22 protein-coding genes are annotated in these 21,812 nt (G+C 31.1%); 13 read left to right on the top strand and 9 right to left on the bottom strand.

Translation table 11 applies throughout. The features are described from left to right. Positions 1-37 precede the first annotated feature (37 nt). The 6 genes from RYO54_RS10765 to RYO54_RS10740 all read left to right on the top strand — a co-directional run bounded on the left by RYO54_RS10765 (position 38) and on the right by RYO54_RS10740 (position 6,230). The gene (locus tag RYO54_RS10765) at positions 38-949 is read left to right on the top strand and encodes a radical SAM protein (RefSeq protein ID WP_315118471.1); all 912 of its coding nucleotides are present in this window, start codon (positions 38-40) and stop codon (positions 947-949) included. 291 nt (positions 950-1,240) lie between these two features. Then, positions 1,241-1,855: a hypothetical protein gene (locus RYO54_RS10760; RefSeq protein ID WP_315118470.1), complete on the top strand. Its 615-nt coding sequence runs from the start codon at positions 1,241-1,243 to the stop codon at positions 1,853-1,855. A 150-nt stretch (positions 1,856-2,005) separates the two neighbouring features. Next, a complete protein-coding gene (locus RYO54_RS10755; protein ID WP_315118468.1) occupies positions 2,006-2,830 on the top strand; it encodes a GyrI-like domain-containing protein in 825 nt (274 codons plus the stop codon). A gap of 24 nt (positions 2,831-2,854) precedes the next feature. Then, the gene (locus RYO54_RS10750; protein ID WP_315118466.1) at positions 2,855-3,901 is read left to right on the top strand and encodes a serine hydrolase; all 1,047 of its coding nucleotides are present in this window, start codon (positions 2,855-2,857) and stop codon (positions 3,899-3,901) included. Positions 3,902-4,144: 243 nt separating this feature from the next. Next, positions 4,145-4,708: an HD domain-containing protein gene (locus RYO54_RS10745; protein WP_315118464.1), complete on the top strand. Its 564-nt coding sequence runs from the start codon at positions 4,145-4,147 to the stop codon at positions 4,706-4,708. A gap of 238 nt (positions 4,709-4,946) precedes the next feature. Continuing rightward, a complete protein-coding gene (locus tag RYO54_RS10740) occupies positions 4,947-6,230 on the top strand; it encodes a B12-binding domain-containing radical SAM protein (protein WP_315118462.1) in 1,284 nt (427 codons plus the stop codon). Positions 6,231-6,381: 151 nt separating this feature from the next. Here RYO54_RS10740 and RYO54_RS10735 read toward each other — a convergent pair whose 3' ends face one another. The 9 genes from RYO54_RS10735 to RYO54_RS10695 all read right to left on the bottom strand — a co-directional run bounded on the left by RYO54_RS10735 (position 6,382) and on the right by RYO54_RS10695 (position 14,706). Then, positions 6,382-6,588, bottom strand: coding sequence for a DUF1657 domain-containing protein (locus RYO54_RS10735; protein ID WP_315118461.1), 207 nt, complete (start codon positions 6,586-6,588; stop codon positions 6,382-6,384). A gap of 31 nt (positions 6,589-6,619) precedes the next feature. Then, positions 6,620-6,973, bottom strand: coding sequence for a stage V sporulation protein AE (gene spoVAE / locus RYO54_RS10730; RefSeq protein ID WP_315118459.1), 354 nt, complete (start codon positions 6,971-6,973; stop codon positions 6,620-6,622). Positions 6,974-6,988: 15 nt separating this feature from the next. Then, positions 6,989-7,990, bottom strand: a complete 1,002-nt coding sequence (gene spoVAD, locus RYO54_RS10725) for a stage V sporulation protein AD (RefSeq protein ID WP_315118457.1) — start codon at positions 7,988-7,990, stop codon at positions 6,989-6,991. Beyond that, positions 7,991-8,470 carry a stage V sporulation protein AC gene (gene spoVAC / locus RYO54_RS10720; RefSeq protein WP_315118455.1) on the bottom strand — a complete coding sequence of 160 codons (480 nt, stop codon included), beginning with the start codon at positions 8,468-8,470 and terminating at the stop codon, positions 7,991-7,993. 14 nt (positions 8,471-8,484) lie between these two features. Next, on the bottom strand, positions 8,485-9,330 hold the full coding sequence (locus RYO54_RS10715) for a DUF421 domain-containing protein (protein ID WP_399549366.1): 846 nt from the start codon (positions 9,328-9,330) through the stop codon (positions 8,485-8,487). Positions 9,331-9,357: 27 nt separating this feature from the next. Beyond that, a complete protein-coding gene (locus RYO54_RS10710) occupies positions 9,358-9,564 on the bottom strand; it encodes a DUF1657 domain-containing protein (RefSeq protein ID WP_315118451.1) in 207 nt (68 codons plus the stop codon). A 649-nt stretch (positions 9,565-10,213) separates the two neighbouring features. Continuing rightward, entirely contained in the window at positions 10,214-12,478 is a 2,265-nt protein-coding gene (locus RYO54_RS10705; RefSeq protein WP_315118450.1) for a hypothetical protein, read from the bottom strand. Positions 12,479-12,480: 2 nt separating this feature from the next. Continuing rightward, the gene (locus RYO54_RS10700; protein WP_315118448.1) at positions 12,481-14,175 is read right to left on the bottom strand and encodes a molecular chaperone HscC; all 1,695 of its coding nucleotides are present in this window, start codon (positions 14,173-14,175) and stop codon (positions 12,481-12,483) included. A 129-nt stretch (positions 14,176-14,304) separates the two neighbouring features. Then, positions 14,305-14,706, bottom strand: coding sequence for a hypothetical protein (locus RYO54_RS10695; RefSeq protein ID WP_315118447.1), 402 nt, complete (start codon positions 14,704-14,706; stop codon positions 14,305-14,307). 397 nt (positions 14,707-15,103) lie between these two features. On the opposite strand from RYO54_RS10695, the gene RYO54_RS10690 reads away from it, so the two are divergent. The 7 genes from RYO54_RS10690 to RYO54_RS10660 all read left to right on the top strand — a co-directional run bounded on the left by RYO54_RS10690 (position 15,104) and on the right by RYO54_RS10660 (position 21,700). Continuing rightward, positions 15,104-15,898, top strand: coding sequence for a DUF2268 domain-containing protein (locus RYO54_RS10690; protein WP_315118446.1), 795 nt, complete (start codon positions 15,104-15,106; stop codon positions 15,896-15,898). Positions 15,899-16,064: 166 nt separating this feature from the next. Then, a complete protein-coding gene (locus tag RYO54_RS10685; RefSeq protein ID WP_315118444.1) occupies positions 16,065-16,202 on the top strand; it encodes a hypothetical protein in 138 nt (45 codons plus the stop codon). Next, on the top strand, positions 16,195-16,653 hold the full coding sequence (locus RYO54_RS10680) for a cupin domain-containing protein (RefSeq protein ID WP_315118442.1): 459 nt from the start codon (positions 16,195-16,197) through the stop codon (positions 16,651-16,653). The genes RYO54_RS10685 and RYO54_RS10680 overlap by 8 nt, the downstream gene beginning before the upstream one ends. A gap of 742 nt (positions 16,654-17,395) precedes the next feature. After that, positions 17,396-18,706, top strand: coding sequence for a hypothetical protein (locus tag RYO54_RS10675; protein ID WP_315118440.1), 1,311 nt, complete (start codon positions 17,396-17,398; stop codon positions 18,704-18,706). Between the two features lie 331 nt (positions 18,707-19,037). Beyond that, positions 19,038-19,688, top strand: a complete 651-nt coding sequence (locus RYO54_RS10670; RefSeq protein ID WP_315118438.1) for a CatB-related O-acetyltransferase — start codon at positions 19,038-19,040, stop codon at positions 19,686-19,688. Positions 19,689-20,005: 317 nt separating this feature from the next. Continuing rightward, positions 20,006-20,698 (top strand): response regulator transcription factor, encoded by a 693-nt coding sequence (locus RYO54_RS10665; protein WP_315118436.1) that lies wholly within the window; start codon positions 20,006-20,008, stop codon positions 20,696-20,698. A 12-nt stretch (positions 20,699-20,710) separates the two neighbouring features. Further along, positions 20,711-21,700, top strand: a complete 990-nt coding sequence (locus RYO54_RS10660; RefSeq protein ID WP_315118435.1) for a sensor histidine kinase — start codon at positions 20,711-20,713, stop codon at positions 21,698-21,700. Positions 21,701-21,812: the final 112 nt, after the last annotated feature.

The following is a 21,812-nucleotide window of genomic DNA, read 5'->3' as shown; positions in this document are numbered from 1 at the left end:
ATTACATCAAATTACATATCAACTGTTTATATAATCCATGATTTTAGGAGGTAAAAGAATGGCTAATTATAAAGAAATCACTTGTACTGCGGCTTGTAATAAACTAAAAAGAAAAATTCCCTTTGCATGGGATTTGAATATATACCGTGGCTGTGAGCATGGCTGTAAATACTGTTATGCCATGTACTCACATGAATACGTAGGTTCTGAGCAATATTTTGAGGATATATATGTTAAAACTAATATTGTTGAACGGTTGGAAGAGCAGCTCAGCAGTCCTTTATGGAATAGGGAAGTCGTCAATATTGGTGGCGTAACCGACAGCTATCAGCCAATAGAGGAACAGTATAAAATAATGCCAGATATTCTAAGGTTAATGATAAAATACAAAACCCCTTGTATCATTTCCACAAAATCAGATTTGATTTTGCGGGATTATGATTTGATCGCAGAACTCAGCTCCATTACTTATGTCAATGTTGCAGCAACCATTACTTGTATGGATGAAAATATTCGTAGAAAAATAGAACCAAGTGGTGTGGATTCTCTTAAAAGATTTGCTATGTTAAAGGAATTCTCAAAGACAAAGGCGTCCACGGGACTTCACTTTATGCCAATCATCCCATATATAACAGATGGAAGAGAGAATGTTGATGCTCTGTACTCTAATGCTGCTGATTCTAGGGTTAGTTATGTTCTACCTGGAGTACTTTATCTAAGGGGCAAGACCCGTTTGGTATTCTTTGATTTTATAGAAAAGGAGTTTCCGCATTTGTATGTGCCGTTGCAAACATTATATAAAACAGGCGGTGCCAATAAGGAATATAAAGATAAGCTATACATGATGGTTAATGAATTAAAAGGTAAATACAATCTTTCGGGTAGCTATTCAAAGCCAATGAAAGAAAAATTAAATAAATCTGATAATGAACAGCTATCTCTTTTTTGACCTCTTATATTAGTGTAACAAATAGAAGAATTACTCAATCAAGAAAATACTTATTATATCGGGTGCTCAAGAATAGTTGAATTTTAATAAAGAAGAAAACTAGTCTTAGCTAAGAAAAATTAATAGCTAAGGCTAGTTTTATAAGCAACGAATACGTCAATGTATCATTTTACTGTAATGACTTAATTTGAAATGAAATACATTATATGCTATAATTAAATAGTTATACCACAAATTTGGATATATTTAGACAAATAGTATTGATGTACAGAATTGGGGGACAAAATTAAAATGAAAAAGAAGTTAAAAATTTGTATTATTGGTTGCCTGGCAATAGGTTTATTAGTTGGTTGTGGAGCAAAAGAAAAAGAAAAAGAGCCTACGGCAAGCAGAGTTGATGGACAAAGCTATACATTTACTGGTGAAGAATTTAAGAATTATTTCAACGATAGAATTGGAAACAATGAAAAAATTGAAGAATTTAAAGGCAAGAAATTAGAGACTAAAAGTACAGGTGCAGTAAAAGCAAATTCAGAAAAAGGTGAAGATGTGTATCTTTACATAGAAGCCCTAGATGTATGCATGATTAGTGCTAAATCTAATAGTGAAAATGGTAAGCTTATGGAGGTCGCAATTAAATTACGAGGCGGAACAAAAGAAGATAAAGGATCTTTGACAACAACTACCTTTAGTAAAAGTGAAATTAAAAATTTTAAAAAATATGCAGATGCTGTATTTGATGTATGTGAGCCAAATGTAGAGACAAAAGAATTTGAAGAATTTTTTGATGAATGCTTTAGAGGTGTCATAGCTACAACTAAAGAAAAAGAAATTGGAGATTTAAAGATATCTTTAGATTCATGGTCGGGAGTAGAAATGAAATTTGAACCTAAAGAACAAAAATAGAATTGCTTAAGCACTATTCTTTCATAGAGTGGTGCTTTTTATTTTGTAGTTGACTTTGTCCTTTGGGAAAGGTGTATAGTAAAAGTGAATAAGATATCTATATTTAAAGAATTCACTTGATATAAAAATATTAAGAATGGAGTTGGTTTCTTGTTATCTATTGGAGAATTCTCAAAGATATGTAAAGTATCTGCAAAAACACTGAGATATTATGAGGAAATTGGATTAGTTAATCCCGATGAGATTAATGCTAAAACCGGTTATAGGTATTATTGCATTGGGCAGCTAAAAAAGATGATTTTTATAAACCGTTTGAAGTCTTACAATTTTTCTCTAGAGGAAATCAAAGTCATCCTAGAATTAGAAGAGGATCAAGCAGAAGAAAAACTTTGTTCCGCTTTTAATAAAAAGAAAAATGAAATAGAGGAAAAGCTAAGTGATTTTAAATATACCCTAAAGCAAATTAACCATGATATTTTAAATTTAGAAAAGGGTATCCCACTTATGGCGTACCTTGATGATATAGAGGTACAACTTGTTGAAATCCAGCCTCAAAATATCCTTTATATGAGAAAGAGTATGAGCAGTTATGACTATGCTGAAGGATATGGAAAGTATTTTAGCAGGTTGTATGAAAAGATTGCTACTGAAAAACTTACTTTAGTTGGTACACCTATGACTATTTATCACAGCTCTGAATATAATCCTGCTGGTAACGATACAGAGTTTGCTATGCCAATAAAAGAGGTTGTAAAGGGTACGAGGGATTTAGCGGGAGGACTTTGTGCCAAGTCTGTTTTAAAGGGTTCATATTCAGAATTAACATCGGTATTTGCTAAACTAAGGGAATGGGTAGAAAATGAAGGGTATGAATTGGTGAACTCACCATACGAAATATATTTAACTAATCCTTATGAAATCAAAGTTCCAGAGGAAAATATTACTGAAGTGTATTTCCCTGTAAAGAAAAAATAGTAATGTTTTTAGGAGGTATTTATCATGAAAAGAAACTATTGGCCAACTAAAGAATGGCAAGCTGCAGACCCAGAAACATTGAAGATGGACTCCGGAAAGCTTTCAAAACTCGAAGCTATAATAAAATCAGAGTTTAGCAATATAAACGGTATCGTAATTGTAAGAAATGGATATGTGGCTTATGAAAGATATTTTAATGGATATGGTACTGACAATGCACATCATGTGGCATCCGTAACAAAAAGCATAATATCTGCCCTCATTGGTATTGCAATAGATGATGGATATATTAAAGATGTAGAACAAAAGGTGTTAGATTTTTTCCCAGAGTATGTTGTTAATTCTGATGACCCAAAGAAAGGAGAAATCACCATAGAAAATCTTCTTACTATGACAGCTCCTTATTCATTTGAAGACTGGCAGGAACCTTTGGACAAGATGTGTATGCAGACTGACTGGACAAAATATACTCTTGATATGTTGGGTCAAGGTGGAAATATTGGAGACTTTAAGTACTCTACTGCAGGAGCACATTTGCTTTCAGTCATAATCTCTCGAAGCACAGAGAAAAGCGCTCGTGAGTTTGCTAACGAGAGATTATTTAAACACATAGGCATGAAGGAAATACCTAATTATGAGATGAAATCATTTGGATTTGATGACTTGTTTGGAAAGGATGTAAAAGGATGGGTTAGCGATCAAAAGGGTAACTCCACAGGAGGATGGGGACTTACGCTAACTCCCCGTGATATGGCGCGTTTTGGATTTTTATATATGAATGGCGGTATTTGGGAGGATGAGCCTATTATTTCAGAGAGGTGGATTAATGAATCTATAACTCCTCATTCCCAAACGATAATCAATAATTCTGTAGCAAAATATGGTTATTTGTGGTGGCTGCTTGAAGATAAAGGAGTTCCTGCATACTTGGCATTAGGTGATGGAGGCAATGTTATTTGTTGCATTCCAGAAAAAGATTTAGTCATAGCAATCGCGTCAGAATTCATCATGAATCCCAAGGATAGGGGAATACTTATTAATGAATATATTGTTCCTGCTATAATAGAGTAAACTTAAAAAAATCCTTCTTCTCCATGAGTTTTGTGTACAATTCAGAACCGTCTTTAGTAGATTTCCAGAAGTCTATAAACTAACTTAGAAGCGATACGGTGAAACGTATCTATGGACAACTAAAATTAAAAGATAAAAGTAAGCCAATGATATTAAAAGTGTCGTTGGCTTATGTTATAATTATTTAGTAAGTATTTGGAAAAATGTAAATAGATAAATTAGTAATTTGTGGAGGGAATGAATATGGAAGCAAGAAAATTATTGGATGCATTATTGGTCGCCGAAAGGCTGAAAGATACAACTCGCCATTGCTATACTTCAAAAGGCAGACACGAGAGTGTTGCAGAACATAGTTGGATGATGACCTTGATGGCTTTCTTTATGAGGGATGAGTTCCCCGAAGCTGATATGGATAAAGTTATCAGAATGTGCATTATTCACGACTTGGGAGAATGTTTTACTGGAGATATTCCTACTTTTGAAAAGAACCAAGCCCACGAGCAGGCCGAAGAAAATCTGCTGTATAGCTGGGTTCATTCCTTACCAGAGGAATATGCAGTAGAAATGCGAGAACTTTATGAGGAAATGGCAGAGCGTAAAACAGTTGAAGCTCAAATTTACAAATCCATTGATGGCCTTGAAGCATTGATTCAGCACAATGTGTCCGACTTGTCTACTTGGATTCCGAAAGAATTTGAACTCAATTTAACCTACGCAGATGATAAGGTTGCGTTCTCCGATTATTTGAAATCTTTAAGACGAGCTGTTCGTGAAGATACCATCAAAAAGATTGATGAAGCAAAGTAAAACTGCGCGATAAATATCAGTTTTGTGTTTCTTTGTAAATTCCAATTTGTATAGGTTAATATATTAAAATAAAAATGATTATATAATTAGAAGGCTGTTAGCTATAAATAAAAAATTTGGAAAACAAAAATCAAAAAAAGGTTTAACTTTACTCTTAGTAAATTTGAGTCTATCTTAATTTTTATAAAAAATTAATTGAAAACAAGGCATATGCAATCGATTATTATCTGGAGGGAACATGAAGAAGAGTATATTAATGATAACTCCTGAAAATAAGGAAATTAATAGATTTAGAAAAAGGCAGATAAATAACTTTATACAAATAACGATGCCATATTTAGCCGCATTTATTGATGAAAATAAATATAAAATTACATTAATAGATGAATATAATCAAAAAATACCTTTTGAAAACCAGTATGATTTAGTTGTAATTACAGTTAATACTGCAAATGCACCTCATTGCTACAATATTTCAAAAATATTTAGAAGTAAAGGGAGCAAGGTTGTTTTTGGAGGGCCTCATGCAACTCTTTTGCCAGAGGAAGTAAAAAATTACTGTGATGTAGTAATTATAGGAGAAGCTGAAGATAGTTGGCCAAGGTTTTTAGAGGAATTTTATTATGGAAATTATAAGAGTGAATATAAATGCTTAAATACTCCAACTCTAGAAATGGTACCAATACCAAGAAGAGATTTAATAAAAGGAAGATGGTTTACTAAAGGTGCAGTTTTTGCAACAAGAGGATGTCCTTATAACTGTAGCTATTGCAATTTAAAGCAAATATATCAGGACTCCTTTAGGAAAAGACCAATAGATGAAGTGATAGAAGATATTAAAAGTAGTAAAAGTAAATTTTTTGTCTTTTGGGATGACAATTTCTTTGGAGACATTGAATATGCAAAAGAACTATTAAAAGAGCTTATTAAATTAAATAAGAAATGGGCAGCTCAGGTTACTTTAGAAAGATGTAAGGATAAGGAATTATTGATGTTAGCTAAAAAAGCAGGGTGTATTTATTTCTTTGTGGGATTAGAGTCTTTTTCAAAAGAAACTCTAGAGAGTGTAAATAAGGGATTAAATAATGTAGATAAATATAAAGAGTTAATAGATTCTGTTCATAAATATGGAATTTGTGTACAAGCTGGAATAATTTTTGGATTTGATACCGATAAAAAAGAAGTATTTAAAAGAACACTAGATATGTGTAATTATCTAGGAATCGATGGTGCTACAGTTAGCATACTAACACCACTACCGAAGACACCATTATATTATCAATTAAAGGAAGAAGGACGATTATTAACAGAGGATTGGTCATATTATAATGGCAAGACTAAGGTGGCCTTTCAACCTAAAAATATGAGTGCAGAGGAATTATTTGACGGATACATGTGGTTTAGAAGGAATTTCTATTCATTGAAATCAATAACTGCTCGATTAAGAAAATCAAAAGCTAATATTTTGTATAATTTAATAGTTAACTTAGGCTATAAGGTATCAATAAGAAAAAGTGTATAATTAATATGGAATACAATAAGGTACGATAATATAAGAAAGTTTGAATAATGATCTATTAAAAAATTAGTTTTTTGTTTAAAATAAAAAGAGAAGATTTAAATTTTTTATCTTCTCTTTTCTATGTTAGTATAAGCATAAAGCCCAAGAACTTCTATTGATCTTTGTATTGTGGTTCTTGACGTTCAATGTACTTTTGTCTTCCTTCTAAAACTTTTAAGGCATCTTCAAAAGTTTTGGCTAATTGTTGAAAGTCTTTTTTAGCTGATGTATCGTCTGTTTCCAGTGCAAAAGTTTTCATTGTAGCTGCTGCTGATTGAACTCCAGCTATAGCCTGCTGCATTTGTGATCCTACTGTCATAACCTTCACCTCCTTTCAAGGATATTATGTGCTAACCTTTAGGTTTAAATACTATTGATGCTAAAAATGCAAAAATTATAGCTGCGGATATTCCGGAACTAGTTATCTCAAATATACCGGTAAGCACTCCAATAATACCTGTTTGTTCAGCTTCCATTAAAGCACCTTTCACCAAAGAATTTCCAAAGCTGCTTATTGGCACAGATGCTCCAGCTCCGGCGAATTTTACCAATGGGTCATACCAGCCTAATCCTCCCAATATGGCTCCAACTACCACTAATGTACTCATAGTATGAGCAGGTGTAAGCTTAAAAACATCCATCATGATCTGTCCTATTACACATATAGCTCCACCTATTATAAAAGACCAAATAAAAATTGCCAATTTTATACACCTCTTTTATATCTCAATAGATACTGCATGAGCAATACAAGGAATGCTTTCCTTTTGCTGATAGGATAAAGGAGATAGCAATGCCCCTGTAGCAACCACCAATATTCTTTTTAATTCTCCTTTTCTCATACGATTAAGAAGGTGCCCGTAGGTAACAGTAGCAGAACAGGCACATCCGCTTCCGCCAGCCATTACTGGCTGATCCTTCTTATATATCAATAAACCGCAATCAGTAAATATTTCTCTTGGTATTTCTAATCCGTGCTTAGCTAATAAATCCCCTGCAATTTTATGTCCAACACTTGCCAAATCTCCTGTGGCAATTAAATCGTAGTAAGAAGGATTTATTCCTAAATCTCTAAAATGTGCTTCTATGGTATCCACAGCAGCAGGAGCCATAGCTGACCCCATGTTAAATGGGTCTGAAATCCCCATATCTACTATTCTTCCAATGGTGGCTGAGGTTACCCTAGGTCCCTCTCCTTTTTGAGCTACTAAAGCTGCCCCTGCTCCTGTTACTGTCCATTGAGCTGTAGGAGGCTTTTGCCCACCATATTCTGTAGGATATCTAAATTGCTTTTCTGCTGCTACATTATGACTGGAGGCTCCTGTTACTACGTACTCCGCAGCCTTACTATCCACCAATAAGGATGCTAAGGCAAGACCTTCCATAGAACTTGAGCAAGCGCCAAAAATTCCTAAGAAAGGCATACCTAATGTACGAGCCGCAAAGCTACTGGATATGATTTGATTCATCAAATCACCACTTATAAAAAATTGAACATCCTCTTTTTTCATCTTTCCCTTACTAATGGCTGTTTCGCAGGCTTCTTCCAATAACTTTTTTTCTGCCTTTTCAAAGCTTTCTTGCCCTAACCACATGTCTTCATGAAGACAGTCAAAATCATCTGCTATGGCCCCCTGGGCTTCAAAGGCGCCTCCCACGGCAGCTGAGGCAATTATCACTGGATTTGATTCGAAAACCCATGTTTGATGACCTTTAAGCATTTACATCCCACCTAACCACTTAATAGTTATTTTTACTATAGACACAACAAAAGCTGAGAAAACTCCAAAAACAATTACTGACCCTGACAATTTAAACATATTACCTCCCACACCAAGCACATAGCCTTCTGTTTTATGTTCTATAGCTGCCGAAGCCATAGTGTTGGCAAAACCAGTAACAGGAACAGCAGTACCAGCTCCAGACCACTGAGCAATATGGTCATATACTCCAAAGCCTGTTAGTAAAACAGAAATTATTATTAAAATTGCTGATGTAGGGCCTCCCACAGTTTTTTCATTAAATCCTAAGTACTTTATAAAAGCCCATTGCAAAACCTGGCCAAATAGGCATATAAGCCCTCCCACCAGAAAAGCTCTTAAACAATTTTTAAAAACTGGCCTTTTAGGTTCTCTATCCTTCGCAAAGTCTTGATATTCTTGCTGTGTAGGCGTTAGTTTTTTCTTTTTCTTATCTGACATAAATTTACCCCCTTCTACCTTAGTAAGTATGGTTCCAGTTTATCTATTACTTTCTTAATTTTATTAGCATTATCTGAGTACATCTTCTTAGCTTTTGAATCTTCGGTTTCTAAGGAAAAGCTAAGAAGGTCTGCGTGTACCTTTGAAATAGTTGCATAAAGCAGCTCTTTAACTTGAGGCTTTTGAACCTCTATTAAATCATCAAATAAATCTATGTATAAATCTCCTGAAGAATTTACCTGACCAATAAACACATTGTCTATAGACACTCCTGCATTAGATAATTGAGTATTTAACCACTCTCTATTAAGTCCTATACTTGTTAAGGATTCATCCAACACAGTTCCATCTAGTATCACCGTTTGAGGTTCAGACATTGGGGCCACCTCTATATTTAAATCCTTTGGAGTAATAGGTTTCTTCTCTGACTTTAACAAAACATTTACCTCTCCTGTGTCTTCCATAAGTGCAAATTCCACATCAGACAAGTTAAAAGCATTCTTAGATCTTAGTTCTCTTAATAGCTCTTCCCCTGTATATCTAACTTCCTGTAGGTTTTCTTCCATTACTTTTCCGTCTTTTATTAATACAATTTCCCTTCCATTTATAACATCATGAATCCACTTGCTTTTTATAGCTAGATAATCCAAAGCTATAGTAAATAAAAACCAAACACCTAAAGCCACAAAGCCAAAAGCCATATTTGGTATTAGCCCTAAGGATATTAATGAAACCATGATGGCAATCACCATATAGCTTACAAATTTAAAAGCTGTGGTCTTCCATAAAGTAGTTCTGCCCATGAACCTAATTATCACTAAAGTTAAAAAATATAAAATTATAACTCTTAACAATACCATGAAGAAGCTTTGCACATTATCTCACCTCTACTTCCCTTTATATTGTGGCTCTTCAAATTCTAAAGTTTTTAATCTGTCTTCTATATCCTTTATAACGGATTCCACTGTTTGTAATTCTTTTTTATATACCTTTTTTTCTTCTTCATTTCTGCTTTGAACTGAATAAATCCTCAAGGTGCTTTCAATGCCTTTTAAACTAGCTAATGTTTGTTTTATATTTGATGCTACTGTCATTAATATCAACTCCCTAGATATATAACTAAAATTATTGTCTTCGTAGTTCGATAAAAATATACATTAACCAAGGTAAAAAGATAGAAGATGCATAAACCTTTTATAAGTTATTTGTAAAAGTTCAACTTATATTTTGAGGCTTGGCTATGTTTTTTTTATGCTTTTTTGTTGGTAATTTGAGCCTTGGTTAACCTGCCTTTTTACTGTCCCTAGGTCTAATTCTAAGATAAACGATAATGATAGAATTCAATGATTTATAAAATTGAAAATCACACTTGATTTAGTTATGGAGAGCCGTACCATCAAGTGATTCTTAGCCTCAGATGGAGTTTGCTTAAAAGGAATACTTACTCCAACTGAAGCTTAGAAGAACTTATCCAGGGACGTAGCATCCGTTATGCACAGCATAAGAACTCTAAATCGCTGAAGCTCAAGAGTTCTAATATCTCCCACTTGTAGAAAAGCAGAGAACTAAAATCTTTGATTTTATGTGAATCGCTTTCACAGAGTGCGATGGGAGTATTACGGATGCTAGTCATCGGATAAATGAGCAAAATAAAAATAGGGTACTGGTAGCACCCTATAGTATACAATTCTAGTTGCTTAGGCAACTGGGATCACTATTTAAATTAATATTTAAAAATAGTAGCTAGCCACTATTTTTACTGTTTGAATTATGCAGAAAACTCGGATCAATCTCCACTGAATTAACATTTTGACCTTTCTCAGTTGGTGCCTTTATGGGTTCTTTTGTTTTGAATTTGTACTTGTAGCCCTCGATGTTATATCCTCTGTTACTATCTACATTATTTATTGAAAAATCTTTATCTATAAACATCACATTTTTTTCATCAATTTCACCAACAAAGGCTTGAGTGTATATTTTGTCATTAAAACTTTGTCCATTTAGTTCTTCTTTTGAACAAAAATCAAATTTACCATTTTCATCAACATTGACATAAAGATTAAGAGGTATAATATTTTTTACATATATAGAATGCAATGCGCCATAATTACTTTCTTTAAATTCTTTTAATGTCTTTGAAACTTTAAGCTTTCTGCCATTACGTATTTCAAAAGATTCATTATATTTTCGTAACCTTTCAACTTCTTTTGGTGAGCAATCTATATACATTTGATTTGTCCAGGTTTTGCCACTTTGATTATGAGTTTCAAATTTTGTTTTAATATCTTCTGAAATCTCTTTATCAATTCTACACATAGCGCCTTCTATTTTATATTTAGCATTTTTATTTAAAGTATCTTTTTTATAATTTTTATCTGTAAATAATGTAGCGCCATCGCTAAAAATTCCTACAAATAATTGGCTTTCAATCTTATCTCGTAGATTATTATCTTTAATTTCTGTTTGCGATACTATAGTCTTACCTTCAAATTCTTCTGATAGTTTGAAATAATCTGTTGGTATTACTTTATCTAAATATATTCGCAAATTAATGTAATCGTCTATGCTGCGCAAATCGTCTCTAATTTTTATGTTTTTAAAAACTGTCTCATCTTCATCATAAATTATTTCATCTCTTGAATTATTTTTATATTGGTATTCTATAGTTTCTTCAGTAGCATAATCATCAGCAGTATCGTCAAAAACAAAAATTAATGCAGACAATACAACTATTGATGCCATAAGAATTGCAATCCATATAGTTCTTGATTTTTTCATAAAGGGTTCTGGTTTTTGCTTTTTAACAATCCTTTTCTTGTGAGGGTTACGCTTTTTTAATTTTAAAGGTTTAACTTTCTTTCCTTCTAGTTCTGCTTCTATAGTTTTTAGACACTTTTGCATTCTTCTATTTTTAGGTTGAAGCTCTAGTGCTCTTTCAAAACTTACCTTTGCTTTTATTAAATTACCAGTAAAGTAATAGCAGTATGCTATACTATTTAATGCTACTAAATCGTTACTGTTGGCGGATAGGCACATTTCAAAATATGGCAAAGCTTCTGCAAAGTAATCCTTTTTTCCTAAAATGCTTCCAATCCATAAAGCAACATCTAAGTCAAATTTATTTATCTCAAAAGATAATTTATAAAATTCTAAGGATTTATCCAAATCTCCAGTTTTATAATAGAATTCACCTATTAATTTTAATAATTCTCCATCATGAGTAAATATTTCATAAGCTGAAAATAAACATTCTCGTGCTTCATAATAATCCCTAATTTTTAATGCTTCACAACCTTGGTGTCGCAATGATAAATATTTTTCAATAGAGTTTAGGTTCATTTCTTTTATATATTCATATTTAAACTGACTAATATTTTTTAAGACCTTAAGAACTTCTTCAACCACATCTTCATCATATTTTTTATATAAAGATTCTTCTTTTTTAATCCAATTAAAATTATGCTCTAATATATGCCATATATTTAGAGGCAAATCTTTGTGGCTTAGTAAAAATTCAAACATACAATCTTCTATAATAGGAGCGGTATACACATTCCAAACCACATCCATGTTTAATAATTCTTCCCAAGCTTCAGTATTTTCCTTCAAAGAATTATCAGTACAAATTTCATTTAGTTTATTTAAAAATTCTTCTATTTTTTCATTAGTACTATTGGTATACTGTTCTTCATAATCGTTATCGATATTTTGGTATTGCTTTTTAACTATGGTTTCATCTACATTCCAATCATCAGTATCCCATTCATCAACATCCGATTCACTTGTGTATAAATCATCACTGATATTTTCAACTAAGTTAACATGTGAATTTTGTTGTCTATTAGTATTCTTAACATCTTTTATAGCTTTATCATATGCTTCCCTAAGTCTTTGATAGCCTTCAGGGTCTTCTTCTGGATTATATATTTTTAATAATTTTGCATAAGCTTTTTTTATGGTTTTTAAATCACTATCATAGGATATTCCTAAAGTTTCCCACCACTTCATAATTAATAATACGTCTCCAATTCATCTAATCTTTCAGCAAGTAACTTTGCATTTTTTTCTATAAGTCTAGGATCTTGAGTTAATAAAATTTTTTCAAAGGAATCTAGCAATGCTGCTATGTATTCTCGCTTATCTCCAAGGGATTCTTCATATAATCTTTCCCCTCTAGCCAAGAGCAATCTATTTTCAGTTTTATCTCTTGGATGAATTTTTATATCACTAAGTTCTATCATACGCTCTCTAATTTCCTCATCAGACATTGAGTTTTCTGAGTTTTGAATTATTAATGCTTTCTTTTCTCCTGTACTTGCCAAAGTAGTTTCTACTTCTAATAATCCATTTATATCATATGTATATCTAAGGGCTACTGCTTGTTCAGCTGCTTTTCCACGAGGTACTGAAATTTCTAATTGGCCAAGTTTTATGTTATTTTCAACTCGCCTGCTTTCACCTTGGTATACATTAATCGCCATACGAGTTTGATTGTCTCTAATAGTTACTAATTGTTCAACTTTACTTATTGGTATTGGCGAATTTCTTTCAATTATAGGTAGGAAATATCCTGGTTCATAATTGCCATCCCCTAAATCATTTACTATTTCCACTCCTAAAGTATATGGACATACATCCGTTAATACCAATTCTTTTAAATCCGAATTTCTCGATTTCAAAGCTGCTTGTATTGCTGCGCCTAATGCTACTGCTTCATCCGGGTCTATATTAGAATATGGTAATTTATTAAACATTTTGCTAACTACAGATCTCACTAGAGGCATTCTTGTACTTCCGCCAATCAAGATAATGGCTTCAATTTCTGACGGTGATATGTCAGCATCCTTAAGAGCTCTTTCCACTGGATGGCGTAACCTTAAAATTATTTCTGAACATATTTTTGCAAATTTGTTTCTATTAATTTCAATTTCAAAACACTTTTCATTTATAGTTAAACTCATAGTTGCATTTTCTTGGCTTGACAATGATCTTTTGCAAAGTTCAGCTTGTTTGTGTAAAGCTGATAATGTCTTTTTATCTAATACTTTTAAATCTAAATCATTTTCTTGTAAAAAATAATCAACAAGTAGTTTATTAAAATCTTCACCGCCTAAATAATTGTCCCCAGCTATAGATTTTACTTCCATTACACCTTCAAAAAGTTCCAGTATTGATATGTCAAAAGTTCCTCCACCTAAATCAAATACTAAAAACTGTGTTTCATCATTTTTCTGATGCAATCCATAGGCTACGGCAGCTGCTGTTGGCTCACTAATTAATCTTTCAACTTTAAGCCCTGCAAGTTCACCAGCTCTTTTAGTTGCCTTACGTTGAGCATCATTAAAATAAGCAGGGACGCTTATAACTGCTTCTACAACGTCTTCACCTATGTATTTTTCTGCATCTTCTTTTAATGATTTTAAAATAAATGAAGATAATTCTTCAGGTGTAAATGTATAAGATCCTAAATTAAATTTTTTTGATGATCCCATAAATCTTTTAAAGTTGCATGCTGTGGACTGGGGGTGAGTAATAAGTCTTTCTTTTGCCACATCTCCAATTAAAATTTCATTATTTTCATCAACGCTTACAATGGAGGGCGTTGAATGTTTTTTTAGAACATTTGGTATAATTTCTACTTGTCCATCTTTCCAAACAGCAGCTAAACTGTTTGTAGTTCCTAAATCTATTCCAATAATAGCCATAATAATCTCCTCTCTAATTTCTTAAGAAAACCTCCTTGTTAATGGTTGCTTCTCGCTTCCATTAAACACAAGGAGGTTTTTTGTTATAAATGAATCTTATCGTAAATAAAGCAAATTATCTTAAACACACTAAAACACATCACATTTATTAGATTTAATTGAAAAAATTAAGGATAATCCATTTACTATAATTAATAATTTACTGGACATAGTATAAACATAATTTTGTGAATTGAACATTACACAAAAAGCTGCTATAAGCAATAGAATTTGAGGTAAATATGCTATTAATATTTTTTCAAACCTACTGGCTTCATCAATAAATGTATCCTTTAGTTTTATGTATGAACCACCGGGGATTGCTTTTAGATTAAATTTAGTAATTCCAATGGTTGTACTGAATAATTTTGGGCCCATAAAAATTGTTACTTCTTCCGCTTCAAAAGACAGAACCTTTATAATAATTAATCTTAAAAGATCAAAAAAGATTCCTGTGAATGAGAAAATAAAAAATATATATAAATATTGCATATCTGATACCACCTATATTTAGATTTAATTAAATTACAGCTTTATTTGCAGCAACTTGTCCTATAATCAAATCCATGAAATTTATCATGGATTTTTAACTGTATTTTAATTGTAATTATAACATAATTATAATTAAAAAGAAAAGTATAAAATAAATATAAACATTTAGTAATTTAGGAAATTAAAACTTAAAAACTGGTTAATAAACTAAAGATGGATTCGGAAAAAAGATTGACATTGACGCCGCGTAAAAGATTAATCTGTTAGATAAGGGGGAGATAATATGGAAAAAGTAAGAATCAATTTAATCAATAGCTTAGATTTCTATGATAAGTGTTTATTAGGAAAAGTTAGTGAGAATTCATTCCGATATGAATTAATGCAACCAATGAAAACAATGTGGGATTATCTAAATGTACCGTTAAAAGCAGCAGAACCTAATGGATACGATGTTGTTATGGCATCGGAAATGTTAGGGATTTGGACTCCAAGAAAATCTATTCAACAAGTAAAGGACAATTTACCAGAGCTTATAGAATCTAGAATTTTCGAAGAATATCAGGAAGTGATATCAAAAGGAATTGATGAATTTGAAAAGATAGGTTATTCTATTCCACTAGAGGAAATCAACGTAAACATTCTTTTAGGGGATGAAGATAGTCAAGAAATGGAAGTAAATAAAGGGTATTCAGGTTTTGGTGGAATACCGGGATATATTATGCTAATGGTTGTTCCTAATGACTTTAATAAGAAACGATTAAAATCCGCTTTAGCTCACGAGTTTAATCATAATGTTCGTTTTACATTTGAACCATTTAATCATGGCGACGTGACTGTAGAAGAATATTTGGTATTGGAAGGCTTAGCTGAATGTTTTGCTGAAGAAATGTATGGGAAAGAATTGATAGGACCTTGGATTGAAGATTTTGATGAAGAAGAGATGGAGTACTCAATGGAAGTGATAAAAGAAGGACGAAAGACTAAAGGTTTTGGAGAAGTATCAGCTTATATGTTTGGCGATGAGGTCGCTAAAAAACAAGGGTACAGTCCAGTTGGTTTATCGCCGAATGCAGGTTATACTATTGGTTACCACTTGATTAAGCAATACTTAGCCAACAGCATCAAGAGTATTGCCGAAGCGACGCTGACTTCTACTGAAGAAATAATTAGAGTCTCTAAATTTTTCGATTGATTATTTTAAAAATAATTTTAATTCTAAAAGGATAAGGAGAAAGAAGAAATATTATCGCAAAAGATGAATACTGCGATGAACTTGAAGATGAATATCTTAAAGATTTTGGAATTGCATATCATAAGAAATATCAATATGAAATTATTATATATATCATAAAGATGTAATGGCTATTGAGGAAGAACATAATAGAATTAGTATTTATACATTGACGTATAAATACATATTTGGTAAAATTGATTGGAACATACGTTCTAAAATAGATACAATAATAGTTAAAGGAGATAGTTTTAGATATGATTAATATATTAAATATTAACAACTTTCCTAATGAATACGTAATAGACTTTTTAGGCAAAGCTAATACTTCTTATTTGGGTAAAGCAACAGGTAGCGAGAAGATTTATGTAAATATTGATAGAATATTACCAGGTTCTAAAAGTGCTAAATATCATAGTCACACAAAACAAGAAGAATTTTTCATGGTTCTCAGTGGATATGGAACTTTGAGGATTGATGGCAAAGAATATTTAATAAAAAAGGGAGATTTTGTTGCCAAGCCTGCAGGAAAAGGCATAGCACATCAATTTATAAATACAGGAGATGAAACCTTAGAAATTCTTGATATTGGCACCAAAGAACAAGGGGACGTAGCATACTATCCAGATGAAGATGTATATTATTTAAGCGATAACGAACTTGTCTTTAGTGGAAATAGTAATTTAAGTGGATGGGATTCTGAGCCAAATAAATAACTTAGAAATTTATTTATCATAATTAAGGAAATTAAAACTTAAAAAACTAGTTAATAGACTAAAGATGGATTTATTTATTATTTAAGAATTGTTTATAATGAACCGTAAATAAGCAATATGGACTTTATTGAAATTAGCATTATAGGACACGTAGTTTAGATTAATATAAAATTAATAAAGATACATAAAGGGATCGTCTCAAAATAAAAAGTGATTTTTAGAATGAGATAGTCCTATTATTTTTTGAAACAATATATCATTGTAAATAATAAGGTGGATTATATTTAATTTTATTTACACTATATAAAAATATTGGTAATGAAGAAAAGTACTTAGATGATAAAAGAATAACCCTTGATATAAAAATTGTAGATGATATATTACAAGTAAAATCAAAGTGGAGCCGTATAAAATAATTTAAATCTATAAATTTTAATATCAAAATATTGAAAAGTTCCAACATGAAAGTGCATAAAAATTTAATAATAGTATTCAAAGATATATTTTGGATTTAGGAAGTTCATGTTTCTCTTTCACCATAAGATCTATGACAATGCTAAATAAGCATTGTCTGGATTTTAAAGGAAAAGTAAAGCTTTTAAAATAAGCGCTTATAGTCAAATTATCAAGATTATGCCCCATATTACGATAATAAAAAGATTAGTGGTAGCATTAAAGTCAATATCTAGAAGATAAAGATTTAAAAGAAAGAACTAAAGAAATTTAAAATTTAGGGGGAAAAATGGGGATTTTTAAATTTATATATTATAAGTGGAATGAAAGAAGAAGACTGTACATACTATCAAAATTTAATGATTATGAAAAATTCATAGAAGAGCAACAAAAAGCTGTAAGTAAAATAAAAGATGAAACATTTAAAATATCAGCCATCTTAAATTTATATATTGGGTATTATTTAAACAATCAATTGGACAAGGCAGAAGAAATACTGGAAACAATGAAGTCTTTTGATATTGATGATTTAGATGATTCTATAAAATATATATACTTTTATTATTCAATAGATCACTATATTGCTACTGGTAATGAGATTATGGTTGATAGAATTTGGGAGGAATCGCAAAGTTTGCGAGAAGAAGTAAAGGAAAAATGCACTGAAATTTATAGGCATACGAGAATGAATTATAATAATTTCAAAGGCTTATACGAAGAAAGTAATAAAGCTCTTTTAGAAGATGGCCATGATAAAAAGGATGATATGTTTTGTAATATATTGAAAGCTGAGATATATTTTAATATAGGAAAAGAAGAGGAAGCAAAGCTTATAATTAATGGTTTATTAAATGGTGATAAAAAACTTACGCCGATAGTTAAGAAAAAAATAAAAGAGCTTCAAGACAAATATATGAATGTTGAATATGAGGGATTTATCAACACAAATGTAACTGATGAAAAAATAAGCCTTAAAGATAGAGTATGGCTAAAAGTTAGAGATTCAGTTGTTATGAGAAATTTACTATTTTTATTTATAGATGCAAAAAATATATTAAAAAATAAATATGTTTTAGCAATTCTTGGACCTATTTTTGCGGTGCGTTTATGGAAAACCCTAGGATATGCAGCATTAAGAAGTTATACATATTGGAATTATTTGGATAATGTTATGGGAAGTATTCTTTTAGATGTGCTTATTATTAATATCGTATTATTATTGATTAACTATATGATTAAATCTAAAAAATATTTGAAGACTATGTTAATAGCTTTAATAATACTACATCCCATAGGTTGGATTTTTTATGAACAGCCATATTCATCAACTTTAACGGCAACCATCAAAGACTTACCTTATGTGGTGTCAAAAGGTTATGTTGAAGAAGTTACTACTATTGAATATATTGATATTGTAAGTAAAAATGATTATGAGTACATAGAAATGGAAATAAGTAATAATAGTTTTGAATTATTTAGCGATGATAAATTCTATAATTATATTCTCCAAAATTGTTATGAGGGAGACGTCGTGAAGATTAAATATTTACCTAATACAAAAGAGTTAATAGATATAAAATTAGAAGATATAACAGAGTAGATAATTCAATAGAAAATTAATTGTAGTTATTATATGAATTCATTACAACACTTTGCATAGCTAAAATAGCTGCGTGCAGGTGGTTGTGTTTTGGGATATGGAAGTGTACCAGTAAAATATGATTCATTTCAACTGTTGAAATCTATAAAAAAATATATCATACTATTATAGTAATATCTTTTGTTATATGAATACACATCCATTCAGAAGATAATAAATAATAAAATTTAAGGAAGTATCTTAAAATGATGAAGAGAATTAAAAAGTTTAGGAATGTGGCAGTGTGACCTAAGTTAAGTGATATTCAAAAACTTAAACTTAGGAGGATAAGATGAATAATACATTTAATCATTGGACAGAAATAAAATATTTAAAGGATACAGTAAAAAATCCATTAATTGAAGTTGGGGAATACACATATTATTCAGGATATTATGCAGGTGGAGATTTTCAAGATATATGTGTGAGATATATATGGGGAGATGAAAAATCTAAGGAAATGTATAATCCTATAGAAGACTATGGGTGGACTTTAGATAGAATAAAAATAGGCAAGTATTGTTGTATTGCTAGTGGAGTAATATTTATGATGGGTGGAAATAACAATCATAACCCTGATTGGATAACTGTATATCCATTTAAAGATAAGTTACTAGATTCATATAAGCCCAAAGGAGATACAATTATAGGTAATGACGTATGGATTGGTACAGAAGCTATGATTATGCCAGGAATTACAGTTGGTGATGGTGCAATAATTGCATCTAAATCAGTAGTTACAAAAAATGTAGCTCCTTATACTGTTGTAGGAGGAAACCCTGCAAAATATATAAAAGAAAGATTTGATAAAGATAAGATAGATATGCTACTTGAAATGAAATGGTGGGATTGGGAAGAAAATCATATTAAAAATAGCATAGATATATTGTCTAGTTCGGATATAAATAAATTGTATAAATACTATAAAATCAATGTAAAGTAATGTATATTTACTTTATTAAAGTGTTATGTAAGGACATAATTATAAAACAATTCCTATAAAATTAATATCATGATTTTGGATAAGAAATAGTTTTACTTAATAAAGTAAACTATTTCTTTATTTTTCTTTGGATAAGGGAAACTAAATCATGTAAGTTCTTAATCGAATTATTAAATAAAAGGCAAATGCAACATGTAAACAGAAAAGAATATGATATTCAGGTGATTAAATTTACCCAGTTTAAAAATTCAAAGGTAAATAGTATAATTAAGTCAATAATGTATCCTGATTACAACATAGATTAGGAGGATATTAAAATGAAATACAAAATATATATTGTAGAAGATGATTCATCAATAAGTACTTTATTACAGGAATATATAGATAAGTATGGTTTTGAGGCTAGGACAGCAAATAATTTTGATGATATAATGATTGGCTTTAATGAGTTTGAACCAAACTTAGTACTATTGGATGTTAATTTGCCTAAATTTGATGGGTTTTATTGGTGCAGAAAAATAAGACAACAATCAAAAATTCCTATAATATTTATATCAGCAAGGGACAGCGGAATGGATCAAGTGATGGCTTTAGAAAGCGGAGCAGATGATTATATAACTAAACCTTTTTATTATGATGTGGTTATTGCTAAGATAAAGAGTCAGATAAGAAGAGCCTTCGGTGACTACGCAGCTAAATCAGAGGAAAGAATCGTTGAAATTGACGGTCTTAAGTTTTATCCAGAAAGATCAGAAGTAGAATTTAAAAACGAGAAATTAATTATAACTAAAAGAGAAGGTATACTGTTGGAATGTCTTATGAACAAATATCCTAAAGTTGTAGGAAGAGATTTGCTTTTAGAAAAGATATGGGATGATTTGGAGTTCGTAGAGGAGAATACTTTAAGTGTTAATATCAGTAGAGTACGGAAAAGACTACAGGCTTTAGGAATAGATAAGGGCATAGAAACCATAAGAGGGTCAGGTTATAGATTAAATAAAACCTGGTAGTAAGGAGTAAGTATGAAATTGTTTTTGAAGCATAACAAAGGGTATATAACTATATATTTTTTAAGCTTAGCCCTTACAATAATATATTCTAATCTTAATGGATTTATAGGACTTAATGAGACTATTTATATACTTATGTTTAATACCTTCATTTTGTTGTGCTTTCTAGCTTTTAGGTATTATCAAAATAGACAATTATATCGATTGCTAGATGAGGGGGTAACTGATTTAAATGATGTTTTTTTAGACTTTGGCACTTCAGATTTAAGCCAGAGTATTTCACAGGTATTAAAAGATTTGCACAGCTTATATGAAGCTCAAATTCAAAAAGGAGATAAACTTCATAAAGAACATTTAAGGTTTATAAATCAGTGGGTGCATCAAATGAAGACCCCTCTTTCAGCAATACAGCTGATGCTTCAAGAATTTGAAGGGGAAGAGAAATATGATAACATGCAAGATGAGGTTAATAAGCTAAAAGAAGGTTTAAGAATGGTGCTATATTTCGCTAGACTAGATTCTTTCCAAAAGGATTTTTTAGTAGAAAGAATTTCTTTAAAAAAGCTTACTCGGGATGTTGTAAATGAAGAAAAAAAGATTTTTATAAGAAATAAAATAATGCCAAGAATTGAGATAGATGAGAGTATTGAAGTTTATAGTGACGCTAAGTGGTTAAAGTTTATGTTAGGGCAGCTCATTATTAATGGAGTAAAATATTCTAAAGGTAAAGGAAAAGAATTAATTATAAATGCCTCTGAAAATGAAAAAGAGATTAGATTGAATGTCATTGATAAAGGAACAGGAATTCCTGCAAAAGATATAAAAAGGGTATTTGACCCTTTCTTTACAGGAGAAAATGGACGTAAATATGGAGAGTCTACCGGTATGGGATTATATATAACTAAGGAAGTGTCTAAAAATTTGGGGCATCAAGTAGAGATAGAATCTACTGTTGATGAGGGAACCATGGTTACAATGAAATTTAGAAAGGCAAATGAATAGGTAGCTATTTATTTGCCTTTTTCAGCGTAAAATCTTACATGCATGTCACATTCCCGTAAGCTTCTTAGATAGCAGTATATGCATTATTATTATAAACTATTGTTATGAGTTT

The sequence above is a fragment of the uncultured Clostridium sp. genome (assembly GCF_963515715.1).
Classification (GTDB): domain Bacteria; phylum Bacillota; class Clostridia; order Clostridiales; family Clostridiaceae; genus Clostridium_AW.
This window is presented reverse-complemented; position numbering and strand designations above follow the sequence as displayed.